Genomic DNA, 14,662 nt, shown 5'->3' on the forward strand with positions numbered 1-14,662 from the left:
CGAGGCGCGCGGCTCGTGATGCGTATGAGGTTCAAGCCACGCGCACGGCGCGTTCGTCTGCCGGGTTCTCCGCGGGTCCGGACGCCGCCTCGGCGAATCGTTCCGGATAGCGGATGCAGAAGCGCACGCTGCTGTCGTACGGGAAAAAGTCGGGCAGTTCGCCTTTCAATAGATGATCCTTGTGCCGTTGCCACAGCGCCGGATCGAAAAAGTCCGCGTGATGCTGCATGAAGGACCGGCGCACGCGTGGATCGCCGAGCAGAAACGTGCCGTAGGTCTCCGGGAAAATATCGTGCGGGCCGACCGAATACCACGGCTCGCCCGACATTTCGTCTTCCTCGTTACGTGGCGCCGGCACCGCGCGCACGTTGCATTCCGTCAGGTATTCGATTTCATCGTAGTCGTAGAACACGACGCGGCCATGACGCGTCACGCCAAAGTTCTTGTACAGCATGTCGCCGGGGAAGATGTTCGCCTGCATCAATTCCTTGATCGCGTTGCCGTATTCCTTGATGCCGTGCTCGACGTCGTCGTCGCTGCCGTTTTGCAGGAACAGGTTGAGCGGCACCATCCGGCGCTCGATATACATGTGGCGAATCACCAGGTTGTCGCCGTCGTATTCGATCAACGACGGCACTTCCTTTTCGAGTTCGCGCAGCAGCGCTTCGTCGAGCCGCGAAATGGGCAGCGCGACGCTCGAATATTCGAGCGTGTCGGCCATGCGGCCCAAGCGGTCATGCCGTTTGACGAGCTGATACTTCCCCTTGATCTGCTCGCGCGTGGTTTCCTTAGGCGGCGGAAAGTGGTCTTTAATCAGCTTGAATACGTATGGAAACGACGGCAGCGTGAACACCAGCATCACGAGCCCCTTGATGCCGGGCGCGATGATGAACTGATCGCTCGAATGCTTCAGATGGTGCAGCAGATCGCGATAGAACAGATTCTTGCCCTGCTTCTGCAAGCCTACCGACGTATAGATTTCCGCCTTCGGTTTGCCCTGCATGATCGTGCCGAGAAACTCGACGTAAGCGGAGGGCACTTCCATGTCCACGAGGAAGTACGAATGCGAGAAGCTGAAGATGATCAGCAACTGGTCGCGCTTGAGCAGCACCGTATCGAGCGCGAGCACGCCGGGTGTCACGTGGCGCAGCGGCACGGCGAACGGCAGCAGCAAATCGCCGTTGATGATCCGTCCAACGATATACGCCGACTTGTTCCGATAGAACAGCGAAGAAAGCACGTGGATCTGGAAGTTGGGCGCTTCGTCGAACGCGCCGAACGCATCGTGGATCGCCTGCATGACGCATTCGACGTCGCGCTTCAGATCCTCAAACGGCGGCTCCAGCTGGAAGTTCGTGACGATGCGCTCGAGCGTCGCGGCAAGACCGTCCTTGCCGGGGTAGTACGCACGATAAGTCGGTTTCGCCGCCGGTTCGTCGTTCTCGATGTATTCGGTCGAGATCGCCGGGCGCACGAAAATGAAGTCGTTGTTGAAATACGAACGGTGCAGGATCTTGCAGCACACCGAATTGAAGAACGTCTCCGCGCACTCGGGCTGGCGGTGTGTGGTCAGGAGGCCGATGTAATGGAGCTTGATCTGCTGCCACACTTCGTCGTCGATATTCTCGGCGTCGTATTCGTCTTCGAGCAGCTCGACGCATTCCTCGACGCGATCGTCATAGGAGGTGATGCGCTCTCGCGCCAGCGTTTGCAGGCCGTGCCAATCGGCAGCTTCGAAGAGCGTTTTGGCATGGATCGCGGCGTCGCGGAAGATCCGGTAGTGCCGATCGAATCCTTCGAGCATCGTTTGGGCGACGTCAAAGCCGATCTGCGACGACAACAGTTTGGGGAAGTGATTCATGTCGACCGTGCATTCGTCCCATGTCGTGAAGACACCCGTGATTGTATCGTCCGGGTGGACCCGCGGCGCGTCGCGCCGTTCTCCGCTCAGGCGGACCTGGTTTCGCGTGAACCGCCTTCCAGCAGCGCTCTCGCCTGAGCTTCGTACTGCGCGAGGTCTTCGAGCGTCGCGTTCAGGTCTTCCAGTTGGCGTTCGAGCACCTCGCGATGGCGCGCCACCGTGGCAAGGAAGGCGTGCAACTGCGGCACGGTGTCGGTCGGCGACTCGTAGACGTCGAGCAGGTCGCGGATCTCCGACAGCGTGAAGCCGAGACGCTTGCCGCGCAGGGTAAGCTTCAGGCGGGTTCGGTCGCGGCCCGAATAGACGCGCCGCAGGCCGCTCGATCCCTCGCGGCTGGGCGAGAGTAAACCCTGGTCTTCGTAGAAACGGATCGCCCGCGGCGTGACGTCGAATTCCCGCGCGAGCTCGGTGATCGTGTATTGCGTGTTCATCGGGGCATTCCGTGGCCGGGCAGAAAATCGGATTGAACGATAGAATCGACGTTTACGTTATCGTCAACTTGATCGAAACGCAACTACGGCGCAATTCGGCACCGGTATGTCCTGGCCGGGCCGCAACCACGTTGTCCGGCATTGCATACCTCGCCATGCCGGACAGCCGACGGAGGAAGACAACCACAATGAATGCACTCGAACATCAACTCGACTACCCGTTCAGCGACACCTTGCCCGAGGCGGGCCACACGATGGAAGTCGCGCCCGGCGTGTTCTGGCTGCGCATGCCGCTGCCGTTCGCACTCGACCACATCAATCTGTGGCTGCTACGCGATGAGATCGACGGTCAGCAAGGCTGGACGGTAGTCGACTGCGGCATTGCGTCGGACACGATCAAGGAGAACTGGGAGAAAGTGTTCGACTCCGTGCTCGACGGCCTGCCGGTGTTGCGCGTGATCGTCACGCATTGTCATCCGGACCACATCGGTCTTGCACACTGGATTTGCAGCGGCGGCGACAGGAAGCGCTGGAATGTCCGCTTGTGGATGACGCTCGGCGAATACATGCAGGCCCGCGTGATGGCCGCCGGCGACGGTTCGAACGCGGGCGGCGAGGGCGCGGCGCGGCACTTCGCGCGCCATGGTCTGAGCGATGAGGCGTCGCTCGACAAGCTGCGCAATCGCACGAGCTACTACGCGAGCCTCGTGCCGGCGATTCCCGGACAGTACCGCCGCCTGCGCGAAGCCGATGGCGTGAGGATCGGCGGCAAGACGTGGCGCGTGGTGACCGGCTTCGGCCATTCGCCGGAACACTGCGCGTTGCATTGCGAAGAGACGGGCACGTTGATCTCAGGCGATATGGTGCTGCCGCGCATTTCGACCAACGTCTCGGTGTTCGACATGGAGCCGGAGAGCACGCCGCTCGCACTGTATCTGGACTCGCTCGCCCGCTACGAGACGATGCCGGAAGACACGCTCGTGTTGCCGTCGCATGGCAAGCCGTTTCATGGCGTGCGTACGCGTATCAGGCAACTGCGCGAGCATCATGACGCGCGTCTCGCGGAGGTGCGCGAGGCCTGTGCGGAGAAGCCGCAGAGCGCCGCGGATATCGTGCCGCTGATGTTTAAACGCCAGCTCGACATCCATCAGATGACGTTCGCGATGGGCGAGGCGTTGGCGCACTTGCATCTGCTGTGGCTGACCGGCGAGTTGAAACGCACCCAGGACGCGGACGGGGTGATCCGGTTCTCGGCGTGATCGAGTCGACAGGTTGATGCGCCGATAAAAAAGCCCGAATGCGAAAAGCAATCGGGCTTTTTTTGAGCGGCGTGGCAGAAGCTTTACTGCACCGCTACCGTTCCAAAGTTCTGCCGTCCGAACGCGCTGACGTGATAGCCGCTCACGCTCGTACGCGTGATGGCCGTGGCGGTTGGGTAGCCCAACGGAATCCACAGCGCCTGATCGTGGATGATCTGCTGTGCCTGTTCATACGCCTTCGCGCGCTTGCCCTGATCGGGGGTCGCTTTGCCGTCGGCGATCAGCTTGTCCAGATCCTGATCGCAGAAGCGCGCGAAATTGATCCCCGACTTCACCGCGTTGCAACTGAAGAGCGGCGACAGATAGTTGTCCGGATCGCCGTTGTCGCCGGCCCAACCCATGAACAGCGTGTCATGCTGGCCTTGTTTGGCCTGCTTGATCAACTCGCCCCACTCGATCACCTTCACATCCGCCTTCACGCCGATCTTCGCGAAATCGGCTTGCAGCAGTTCGGCGCCGGCCTTCGGATTCGGATTCAGCACGCTGCCGTTCGGACGCACCCAGATCGTCGTTTCGAAGCCGTTTGGATAGCCCGCGTCCGCGAGCAGCTTCTTCGCCTTTGCCGGATCGTACGGCCATGCCTTGACGGCCTTGTCGTAGCTCCATGTGTTCGGCGGGTACGGATTGACGGCCGCCGTGGCGGTGTTGTCGAAGATCGCCTTCAGATACGTGCTGCGGTCGAACGCCATGTTCAGGGCGGCGCGGACCTTCTGGTTGTCGAGCGGCTTCTTCTGGGTATTCAGGGCGACGAACGCCGTCATGAACGCGGGCGTTTGCACGATGGCGAGCGACTTGTCGTCCTTCGCTTCGGCGAGATCCTGCGGCTTCGGCGACAGCGCGATCTGGCATTCGCCGGCCTTCACCTTTTGCGCGCGCACCGTGGCGTCCGGCGTGATCGCGTAGATCAGGCGGTCGATCTTCGGTTTCGCGCCCCAGTACGTCGGGTTCACGTCGTAGCGGATCACCGCGTCTTTGGTGTAGCTCTTCAATTCGAACGGACCCGTGCCGATCGGCTTCGAGTTCAGGTCGACCTGTTTGCCGGCCTTGAGCAACTGGTCGGCGTATTCAGCCGAATAGATCGAGGCGAAACCCATGGTCAGGATCGACACGAAGGTCGCATCCGGCGCGTTCAGCTCGAACTTGACGGTGTTGTCGTCGACCTTGCCGATCGACTTGATGAGCTTCGGCAGGCCCATTGATTGTGCATGCGGGAAGCCGCTCGCGCCCGCCACCTTGTGCCACGGATTGCTGTCGTTGAGCATGCGGTCGAACGTGAAGACGACGTCGTCGGCGTTCAACGCGCGGGTGGGCTTGAAGTAATCGGTGGTCTGGAATTGCACGTTCGGGCGCAGATGGAACGTGTAGGTGAGGCCGTCGGCGCTCACGTCCCACTTGTCGGCCAGCGCCGGCACGACTTTCTTCGCGGCCTCGTCGTACGAGACCAGCGAATTGAAGATCACATCGGCCGACGCATTGGTTGTCACGAGCGAATTGAACTGCACGACATCGAAGCCGTCGGGGCTCGACTCGGTACAGACGGTCAGCGGTTTGGCGAGCACGAGCGCGGGCGCCGAGAGCAGTACGGCGGCTGCGAGCAGTTTGAAGCGCATAGGATCTCCCATAACAAGCGCAGTCAGGCAGTGCGTCTGGTTGTGTGGTTGTATTTCGTTGACGAAGGACGGAGAACTGATCACCCGATATCCGGGGGCAGCGTGACCGTCGTCTTTATTGTGATACGTTTCCGGCGCCGGCGCATGGTCTGGATGTTGCGCTATACGCGCGTCCTTGCACGTCCTCGCCTTCGCGAAAGCTTATCGAAGGGTGATTGTGGCGACAACAATTTAATCCGCATATCCATATGGACGGCGAGAGTCGGTGCGCGAATGCGTTGCCTGGGGGCGTCTCCAGGCGGCGTGCGGCCGTGACGCGGCTCATGCGAGCGCCACGCGGCGCTGCCCAGTGACCGACGCTCTGCGCCGGTGCTCATGGCGCGGCCGCGCGGCCGAGCAGATAAGCGACGCCGTCAATCGCGCGCGCGCCGTACCACGACACCAGTTCGCCATCGATCAACTCGATTCGCTTGCCGGCCAGACGCGGATCGCCCTTCAACGCCTCGCAATGCGCTTGTGTAAAGCGATACGGTTCGCTGGAGAGCAGTATGCGATCGACCTCGGCCAGCCACGGCGCGTGGCCAAAATCGAGCACGGGATAACGCGCTGCGCCGGCCGCTCCACCCTCCACGTCCGGTAGCGTCTGCCAGTTCACGAGCCTCAGCATCGCGGCGATATAGGTGTCGCGCGCCACCGTCATCCATGGTTCGCGCCAGATCAGATACAGCACGTTTTGCCTGGGCAACATCTGCGCCGCGGCCTCGTGCAGACGCGTTTCGAGCGCTTCGCTCAAGCGCTGCGCTTCTTGCGCGCGGTCGAAGATCGCGCCCAGCAACGCGTACAGCGAGAGATTGTCCTGCGGTGTCTGCGGATGGGTGACGACGATATGCGGCACGAACGCACGCAATCGATCGACGGTATCGCGCTCGTTTTCGTCGATATTGACGATCACGTGGCTGGGCCGCAAAGCACGAATCGCATCGATATTCACGGCCTTGGTGCCGCCGACCTTGCGCACCTGCCGCACCTTGTCGTGGGGATGCACGCAGAAACCGGTGCGTCCGACGATCTGCCGGTCGAGCCCCAGAGCGAACAGCAATTCGGTGATGCTCGGCACCAGTGAGACGATGCGCGCATGGGCGCCCGCTATTTCGTGCGCGACGCCGGCTGCATCGACCGCACGAGGCTGCATGACTTACTCGGTGGCGGCGCGCGGTTTGCGCGGCGCGCGTTCGAAGGCGCGGTCGTAGAGCCAGCGCGGCAGCACGTGCAGCAGCATCGCCACGATGCGCATCTGCCATGGGAACACGGCAAACGCGGTTTGACGCTCGACGGCCCCGGCGACCTTCACCGCGAAACGGTCGGCGTCCATCAGGAACGGCATGGTGTACGGGTTGTGCTCGGTCATCGGCGTGCGGATATAGCCGGGGGCGATCGTGACGACGCCGACGCCGAATGGCCGCATCTCGACGCGCAACGCTTCCAGATACTTGAGCGCCGCCGACTTCGACGCGCTGTACGCGCCCGACCCCGGCAAGCCGCGCACGCTGGCGACGCTGGCGATCCCGACCAGCGTGCCTTTCCTGGCCGCGACCATCGCGGCGGCGAACGGCTCGAAGGTGGCGACCATGCCGAAGTAGTTGATATCCATCACTTCGCGGAACGTGCGCAAATCGCCGTGCCCGGTGACCGCGCCGCGGCTGATGCCGGCATTGGCGATCACGACATCCGGCAAACCGTGCTGCGCGATGAACTGCGCGGCCGCTTCGGCGAGCGCCTCGGCGTCGCGGACGTCGACGGAGTACGTGGAGATGGAATTCTGTGGATGGGACTGCTGGAAGGCGGCAAGCGCGTCGCCGCGGCGGGCAACCAGGCCAAGAATCGCGCCACGCCGCGCATATTCGGCGGCGAGCGCGAGGCCAATGCCACTCGATGCGCCGGTAATGAAAACCTTCAGGGGTGAACTCATTCCGGCGCCTCGGCTTTACATCTTCTTGGCGCGGACCTGCTGCACCAGATAGTCGAGTACCTGGATCGTACCCGGCAGGCTGTTGGTCGCGGCCGGCCCGGTTTCATACTTGCCTTGCACGGCGAGCGTCGGCACGCCGTCGATCTTGTAGTCTTCCATCAGCTTCTTGTCTTTCTGCAGCGCGCTTTGCGTCGAGAACGAGTTGTACGCGTCCATGTACTTCTTCGGATCGACGCCGTTCTTCGCGAGGAACTTGGCCTGGTCTTCCGGCGTCAGCAAGTAGTTCTTGTTGACGTGGATTTCGTTGAAGACCTTCGGCGTGAGTTGCGAGGCGAGGCCGAGCGCGTCGAGCGCGTGGAACATCTTGGAGTGCGGGACGAAGTCGTCGCGGAAGGCGACCGGCACGCGCTTGAACACCACGTCCGGACCTTGCTTCTTCACCCACGCTTCGAGGTACGGGTTGAATTCGTTGCAGTGCGGGCAGCCGTACCAGAAGAATTCGGTCACTTCGATCTTGCCGGCCGGCACGTCCGTAGGTTGCGGCGTGGACAGCACGGTGAAGTCCTTGCCGGAAACCGGCGCGGCCGGCGATGCATGCGCCGTGGCGGCAACCAGGCCCAGCGAGAGGAACAGAATGCTCAGCAGTTTTTTCATGTTGTGTTGACCCAAGTAGGCGGTAAAGCGGTGGCGCCACGCAAATGCCCGTCACCGGTTTTAATGTCGGCGTTGGACGCTCTAGTCGTCCATTGTGCTTGTCGGTTGTGCCTGTCGATTGTGCTTGTGACCCGCGCCGCACACCGATAGTTCGGCGGCGGCGCGTTCCGGCACATCACCGTTTGTTTATTGTTTGCTTATTGCTTCGTAAAGCGGATCACGGCTGTATCCACACCCGCGTCTGACAGACGCTGACGGCTCGAATTCATGTCCTCGAACTTCGAGAACGGACCAATCCGCACACGGTAGTACGTCACGCCGCCCGCATCGCGTTGCGTGACTTTCGATTCGAAGCCCTGGAAGGCGAGGCGCGCACGCTGCTGCTCGGCGTCGGCCGAGGTCTTGTAGGCGCCCACTTGCAGGAAGTAGCCGGTGTTCGCGTCAGCCGCTGCCGGGGCCGGGCCCGAACCCGGCTTGGCGTTGGCGGCCGTGGCGGGCGCCGTGCTCTTCGGCGCCGAGCCTGCCGCGGTGGCGGCCGGCGCGCTGGCGCCTTGGGGCTTCTTCACCGGCGCGGCGGCCGTGCCGTTGCCGTTATCCTGCGCCGGCTTCGGTGCGATTGCCGTGCCGTTCGCATTGCCGTTCGACGGCGGCACTTCGACGATCTGCGGCTCTTCCAGCATGCCCGACTGCGTTTGCGCGTTGGTCTGGCCCGGCGCGGTGTTCGGCGGCGCCGGTTGCGCCGCTTGCGGCACGGGCTGGCCCGGCGTCTTGCCTTGCAGCGGACGGTTCGGGTCGTATTGCTGCGCCTGGCTCGCGCCGGTGTCGGGCGCCGCGGGCGGCGCGACCTTCGAGACGAACGGAGTAGGCGCACGGGTGATATACAGCGCCACCACTACCGCGATCGCGAGACCGACGATCAGGCCCAGCACGATGCCGAGAAAAGTGCCCCCGGTTTGTTTCGATTGCGATTGCTTTGTTGTGCGGCGTGGTTTTGCCATCGTATGAATCACCTGCAAAAAGAATCCTGGAACGGCCGTCGATTATAACGACGGCCGCATGCATGTTGCGCCGGAGGACTTACATCTTGACGGGAGCGGAGACGCCGATCGTCGCGAGACCGTTGGCCAGCACCTGACGCGTGGCCGCAAGCAGCGCGACGCGCGCATTGCGTTCGGCAGCGTCGTCGACCAGCACGCGTTCGGCTTTGTCATTGTAGAACGAGTGGAATTCCCCGGCGAGGTCGCGCAGATAGAACGCGACCGCGTGCGGCGCGAGTTCGTCGGCGGCGTGTTGCAGCATGTCCGGGAACTCGGCGAGCTTGTTCAGCAGGGCCATGGCGCGTTCGCTGGTGAGCGGCGACACGTCCACGGTGTTCAGCGTGCTTTCGTCCGTGCTGTAGCGCGCCTTGCACTCCGCGATGACCGAGCAGATCCGCGCATGCGCATACTGCACGTAGTGCACCGGATTTTCGTCGTTCTGTTTCAGCGCCAGGTCGATGTCGAACACGAATTCCGTATCCGCCTTGCGCGAAATCAGGAAGAAGCGCACGGCGTCGCGGCCGCGGCGAATCGTCTCTTCGTCGATCAGATCGACGGCGGCTTCCGAGCCCGGCGTGGCGCCGCCCGACCATTCGATCAGGTCGCGCACGGTCACGTAGCTGCCGGCGCGCTTGGAGATTTTCACCTCTTCACCGTTGCGCATGACCGTGACCATCTTGTGCAGGATGTAGTCGGGATAGCCCTTCGGAATGCCGATGCCGAGACCTTGCAGGCCGGCGCGCACGCGCGCGATCGTGCCGTGGTGGTCCGAACCCTGAATGTTGATGACCTTGGTGAAACCGCGTTCCCACTTGGCGACGTGATAGGCGACGTCCGGCACGAAGTACGTGTAGGTGCCGTCGGTCTTGCGCATGACGCGGTCTTTGTCGTCGCCGTCGTCGGTGGTGCGCAGCCACAGCGCGCCTTCCTGCTCGTAGGTCTTGCCGGCGGCGATCAGCGCCTCGACGGTCTTCTCGACCCGGCCTTCCGTGTACAGCGACGACTCCAGATAGTACTGGTCGAACTTCACGCCGAAGGCCTGCAAGTCCATGTCCTGCTCGCGGCGCAGATACGCGACCGCGAAGCGGCGGATCGCATCGAGGTCCTCAACGTCGGCAGCGCCCGTGACGGGCTCGCCGTCGCTCGCGGCCACGGTGGCGCCGTTCAGATAGTCCTGCGCGATCTCGGCGATGTATTCGCCGTTGTAGGCCGAAGCCGGCCAGCCTTCGTCGCCGGGGGCGAGGCCGCGGGCGCGCGCCTGGGTCGACAGGGCGAGCGTGTGGATCTGCACGCCGGCGTCGTTGTAGTAGAACTCGCGGTGCACGTCATAGCCTTGCGAGGCCAGTACGTTCGAGAGCGCATCGCCGAGCGCGGCCTGGCGGCCGTGGCCGACGTGCAGCGGGCCGGTGGGGTTGGCCGAGACGAATTCGATCAGCACATGCTTGCCGGCGTCGCGCTGCGAACGGCCGAAGGCATCCTTTTCAGCGAACACGGCGGCGATCACGGCCTGCTTGGCGGCGGCCGCGAGGCGCAGGTTGATGAAGCCGGGGCCGGCCACCTCGGCGGCATCCACGAGACCCAGGGCTCGCGGCTGCGCGAGCAGCGCGTCGACGATCTGCTGCGCCAGCTGGCGCGGGTTGGCGCGCAGCGGCTTGGCGAGTTGCATCGCCACGTTGCAGGCGACGTCGCCGTGCGCGGCGACCTTGGGGCGCTCCAGCGTGATCGTGGGCGAGACGAAGGCGGCTTCGCTCGCGCCCTGGGTGGCGTCGGCAACCTGCTTCACCGTGTCGGCGAGCAGTGTTTCGAGAGTCTGTTTGTGTGCAGGCAGCATGCTTGTTGCGAGTCCAGTGAGGCAATCCGGTGATGCGGAAGAGGTGCCGGCCGCGCGGCTGGCGCGGCCGATGTGTCAGAAGCGTGGAAAGCGGCGCTTCGCCGCGCGCGGCGCCTGGCGCGCGCTTTTCCGTCCAGACGGATTTTAGCAGGTGCTAATATGTTCAATGAGATGCCCAACAAGGGCCGTGGCCGCCGTGCCTGATCGGCGAGCCAACGTAACGCGCGCTGGCGGTCGTCGTCGAGCCGTCCGCGCGTCAATCCAACATAACGAAAAAGGGAACAGTCATGCTGATTACTTTCAAATGCCGAGCCTGCCCGGACGTGGTGATGCTGGAGAATCTCGCCCAGTACCTGGTCGGTATCGTCGGCAAACGCCTTGGTGAACGGGGTGTCATTGCACATGACGAACTGGGCCTGGCAATCGAGAAGCTCGAAGCCGCAATCACGTTCGACAAGCAGGAGCGCGCCGAGCACGACGGCCACTTCCACGAGAACGAAGAAGGCCATGAGCATCATGAGATTCCACCGGGTCTCGCGCAGCGCGCCTATCCTTTCCTCGACATGCTGCGTGCCGCCCAGAAGGAAAACACGGATATCATTTGGGGCATTTGACACTGGACCATGTCGCCGGCGCCAGTCAGTGTTGAAGCTGCGCCCGCTGTGACACGAACCATGACGCACCAATGGAAAGAGCCCGCTAGAAGCGGGCTCTTTCCATTTCAAAGGCCAAACCTGCGGCCTCGCCGCACCAGCTTACTGGCTGGCGGCGTCCGCCGGGGCGGCCATCGGTGCCGACGCACCCTTCTTTGCTTTTTGCTTCTTGGGTTTCTTGACGTGTTTCACGGTGGGCGGCGAATACGAACTGACCGCGCTGGAGCCGGCCGGAGCGGCGGGCTGGGCCAGCGCCGCCGAGGCGCCTGCGGCGAGCGAAACAGCAGTCAATAACAGCGTCAGCTTCTTCATACGATTCTCTCCGTTGACGATTGCAATTGGATAAGCCGACGCGTTTTGGCCGCGTCTGGCGGGTTGATGCCGTTTCAGTCTACAAAGCCGAAAATTACACTGCCGCAAATATTCAGCCTAGCGTGCCCGATATAGTAGGTTGCCCGCCCCGCAAGGCTTACAGCAAGGGCGCGAGCGCCCGTTCAGCGTCTGTTTTCGACAACGACATGCGCTTCGCGTAGTCGTCCAGCTGGTCCTGGGCGATCTTGCCGACCGAGAAATAGGTGCTGTCCGGGTGTGCCAGGTAGAAGCCGGAGACGCTGGCCGCCGGCAGCATGGCCAGCGATTCGGTCACGCTCATGCCGATTTCCGTGGCTTGCAGCACGTCGAACATGTCGCGTTTCACGAGGTGGTCCGGGCAGGCCGGATAGCCAGGCGCCGGGCGGATGCCGTGGTATTTTTCGGCGATCAGGTCGTCGTTCGAAAGGGTTTCGGTGTTCGCGTAGCCCCACAGGTCGCGGCGCACGCGGGCATGCATCGCTTCGGCGAAAGCCTCGGCGAAGCGGTCGGCGAGCGCCTTCAACATGATCGCGCTGTAGTCGTCGTTATCCTTTTCGAACTGTTTTTCCTTCACGTCGACGCCCAGGCCCGCCGTGACCGCGAACATGCCGATGTAGTCGGCCACGCCCGACTCCTTCGGCGCGATGAAGTCGGCCAGCGAGCGGTTGGGGCGCATCACACCGTCCACCACCGGCCGCACGCTTTGCTGGCGCAGGTTGCGCCACGTGAGCGCCACTTCCGAGCGCGATTCGTCCGTGTAGATTTCGATGTCGTCGTCGTTCACCGTGTTGGCCGGCAGCAGCGCGATCACGCCGTTAGCCTGCAGCCAGCGGCCCTGGATCAGGCGCGCGAGCATCGACTTGCCGTCCGAGAACACGCGGCGGGCCGATTCGCCGACGATCTCGTCGTTCAGGATCGCCGGATACGGGCCCGCCAGATCCCAGGTCTGGAAGAACGGACCCCAGTCGATGTAGTTCGCCAGCTCGCTCAGATCGAAGTTCTTGAACACACGGCGGCCGATGAACTTTGGCTTGACCGGCTGGTAGCCCGCCCAATCGATCTTTGTCTTGTTCGCGCGGGCTTCGGCGAGCGTGACCATCGGCTGGGCTTTCTTGTTGGCGTGCTGGTCGCGGATACGGTCGTAGTCGGCCTTCAGTTCGTCGACGTACTTCGCCGCACCTTCATCGGACAGCAGGCTCGACGCCACGGAGACCGAGCGCGACGCGTCCGGCACGTACACCACCGGGCCTTCGTAATGCGGTGCGATCTTCACGGCGGTGTGCACGCGCGAGGTGGTTGCGCCGCCGATCAGCAGCGGAATCTTCTTCACGCGGAAGTAGTCGTCTCGCTGCATTTCCGAAGCGACGTAGGCCATCTCTTCGAGGCTCGGCGTAATCAGACCGGACAAGCCGATGATGTCCGCGCCTTCGACTTTCGCTTTGGCGAGAATGTCGTTGCACGACACCATCACGCCCATGTTGACCACTTCGAAGTTATTGCACTGAAGCACCACCGAAACGATGTTCTTGCCGATGTCGTGCACGTCGCCCTTCACCGTGGCGATGACGATCTTGCCCTTCGCGCGCACGTCGGCGCCGGCTTCGGCGAGCAGCTTCTTTTCTTCCTCGATGTACGGGATCAGATGTGCGACCGCCTGCTTCATCACGCGCGCCGACTTCACGACTTGTGGCAGGAACATCTTGCCCTGACCGAACAGGTCGCCGACGATATTCATGCCGTCCATCAGCGGGCCTTCGATCACGTTGATCGGACGGCCGCCGGCTGCGGCGATCTGCGCGCGCACTTCCTCGGTATCCTCGACGATGAAGTTGGTGATGCCGTGCACCAGCGCATGCGACAGACGCTTCTCGACAGGCTGATTGCGCCATTCGAGGTTCTCTTCCTTCTTCGCGGCGCCGGTCTTGAACTTGTCGGCGATTTCCAGCAAACGGTCGGTGCCGTCCGCGCGACGGTTCAGCACGACGTCTTCGACACGCTCGCGCAATTCCGGATCGAGATCGGCATACACGCCGAGCTGCCCCGCGTTGACGATGCCCATGTCCATCCCCGCCTGAATCGCGTGATAGAGGAACACGGTGTGGATCGCCTCGCGCACCGGATCGTTGCCGCGGAACGAGAACGACACGTTCGACACGCCGCCGCTGATCTTCGCGTAGGGCAGGTTTTCCTTGATCCAGCGCGTGGCGTTGATGAAGTCGACGGCGTAGTTGTTGTGCTCTTCGATGCCGGTCGCAATCGCGAAGATGTTCGGATCGAAGATGATGTCTTCCGGCGGGAAGCCGACGTCGTTCACGAGGAAATCGTAGGAGCGCTTGCAGATCTGCGTCTTGCGTTCGAAGGTATCGGCCTGACCTTGCTCGTCGAAGGCCATCACGACCGCCGCCGCGCCGTAGCGGCGAATCAGGTTCGCGTGATGGCGGAACGCTTCTTCGCCTTCCTTCAGCGAGATCGAATTGACGATCGCCTTGCCTTGCACGCACTTCAGGCCCGCTTCGATCACCTCCCACTTCGACGAGTCGATCATGATCGGCACGCGTGCGATGTCCGGCTCCGAGGCGATCAGATTCATGAAGCGGACCATCGCCGCTTTCGAATCGAGCATGGCCTCGTCCATGTTGACGTCGATGATCTGCGCGCCGTTTTCGACCTGCTGCCGCGCGACCGCGATCGCGTCGTCGAACTGGTCGTTCAGGATCATTCGCGCGAACGCCTTCGAGCCGGTCACATTGGTGCGTTCGCCAACGTTGATGAAGAGCGTCCCGGACGTGACGTTGAACGGCTCGAGGCCGGAAAGGCGCATGGTGTGATCGGTCATGGCGTAGGTGCGGTTCGGTTGCGTGCGTTCAGTTGCGTACGGTTACGTGT

11 protein-coding genes and 1 pseudogene are annotated in these 14,662 nt (G+C 62.7%); 2 read left to right on the plus strand and 10 right to left on the minus strand.

The annotated features are described in order from the left end of the window. Positions 1-31: 31 nt before the first annotated feature. Both aceK and DSC91_RS27125 read right to left on the minus strand, forming a co-directional pair. Positions 32-1,861, minus strand: a complete 1,830-nt coding sequence (aceK, locus tag DSC91_RS27120; RefSeq protein ID WP_115781675.1) for a bifunctional isocitrate dehydrogenase kinase/phosphatase — start codon at positions 1,859-1,861, stop codon at positions 32-34. An 86-nt stretch (positions 1,862-1,947) separates the two neighbouring features. Next, positions 1,948-2,352, minus strand: coding sequence for a MerR family transcriptional regulator (locus DSC91_RS27125; RefSeq protein ID WP_115781676.1), 405 nt, complete (start codon positions 2,350-2,352; stop codon positions 1,948-1,950). Between the two features lie 188 nt (positions 2,353-2,540). Here DSC91_RS27125 and DSC91_RS27130 point away from each other — a divergent pair, with 188 nt between their 5' ends. Continuing rightward, positions 2,541-3,611, plus strand: coding sequence for an MBL fold metallo-hydrolase (locus DSC91_RS27130; RefSeq protein ID WP_115781677.1), 1,071 nt, complete (start codon positions 2,541-2,543; stop codon positions 3,609-3,611). A gap of 83 nt (positions 3,612-3,694) precedes the next feature. Here DSC91_RS27130 and DSC91_RS27135 read toward each other — a convergent pair whose 3' ends face one another. From DSC91_RS27135 to argS, 6 genes are all read right to left on the minus strand, one after another. Further along, complete coding sequence (locus DSC91_RS27135) at positions 3,695-5,281, minus strand: ABC transporter substrate-binding protein (RefSeq protein WP_115781678.1); 1,587 nt, start codon at positions 5,279-5,281, stop codon at positions 3,695-3,697. A gap of 373 nt (positions 5,282-5,654) precedes the next feature. Then, positions 5,655-6,473 (minus strand): helical backbone metal receptor, encoded by an 819-nt coding sequence (locus DSC91_RS27140; protein ID WP_115781679.1) that lies wholly within the window; start codon positions 6,471-6,473, stop codon positions 5,655-5,657. A gap of 3 nt (positions 6,474-6,476) precedes the next feature. After that, positions 6,477-7,250 carry an SDR family oxidoreductase gene (locus tag DSC91_RS27145; protein WP_115781680.1) on the minus strand — a complete coding sequence of 258 codons (774 nt, stop codon included), beginning with the start codon at positions 7,248-7,250 and terminating at the stop codon, positions 6,477-6,479. Between the two features lie 15 nt (positions 7,251-7,265). Then, complete coding sequence (locus tag DSC91_RS27150) at positions 7,266-7,904, minus strand: thiol:disulfide interchange protein DsbA/DsbL (protein WP_115781681.1); 639 nt, start codon at positions 7,902-7,904, stop codon at positions 7,266-7,268. A 197-nt stretch (positions 7,905-8,101) separates the two neighbouring features. After that, positions 8,102-8,920, minus strand: a complete 819-nt coding sequence (locus DSC91_RS27155) for an SPOR domain-containing protein (RefSeq protein WP_115781682.1) — start codon at positions 8,918-8,920, stop codon at positions 8,102-8,104. 61 nt (positions 8,921-8,981) lie between these two features. Continuing rightward, on the minus strand, positions 8,982-10,772 hold the full coding sequence (argS, locus tag DSC91_RS27160) for an arginine--tRNA ligase (protein ID WP_115781683.1): 1,791 nt from the start codon (positions 10,770-10,772) through the stop codon (positions 8,982-8,984). 287 nt (positions 10,773-11,059) lie between these two features. Here argS and DSC91_RS27165 point away from each other — a divergent pair, with 287 nt between their 5' ends. Then, the gene (locus DSC91_RS27165; RefSeq protein WP_115781684.1) at positions 11,060-11,386 is read left to right on the plus strand and encodes a DUF1840 domain-containing protein; all 327 of its coding nucleotides are present in this window, start codon (positions 11,060-11,062) and stop codon (positions 11,384-11,386) included. Positions 11,387-11,527: 141 nt separating this feature from the next. On the opposite strand, the gene DSC91_RS27170 is transcribed toward DSC91_RS27165, so the two are convergent. After that, positions 11,528-11,737, minus strand: coding sequence for an acid-shock protein (locus tag DSC91_RS27170; protein ID WP_115781685.1), 210 nt, complete (start codon positions 11,735-11,737; stop codon positions 11,528-11,530). Positions 11,738-11,894: 157 nt separating this feature from the next. Then, positions 11,895-14,621 (minus strand): annotated as a pseudogene (metH, locus tag DSC91_RS27175) (methionine synthase); the annotation flags it as partial. Between the last annotated feature and the right edge of the window lie 41 nt (positions 14,622-14,662).

This window comes from Paraburkholderia caffeinilytica (assembly GCF_003368325.1).
GTDB classification, from domain to species: Bacteria; Pseudomonadota; Gammaproteobacteria; order Burkholderiales; family Burkholderiaceae; genus Paraburkholderia; species Paraburkholderia caffeinilytica.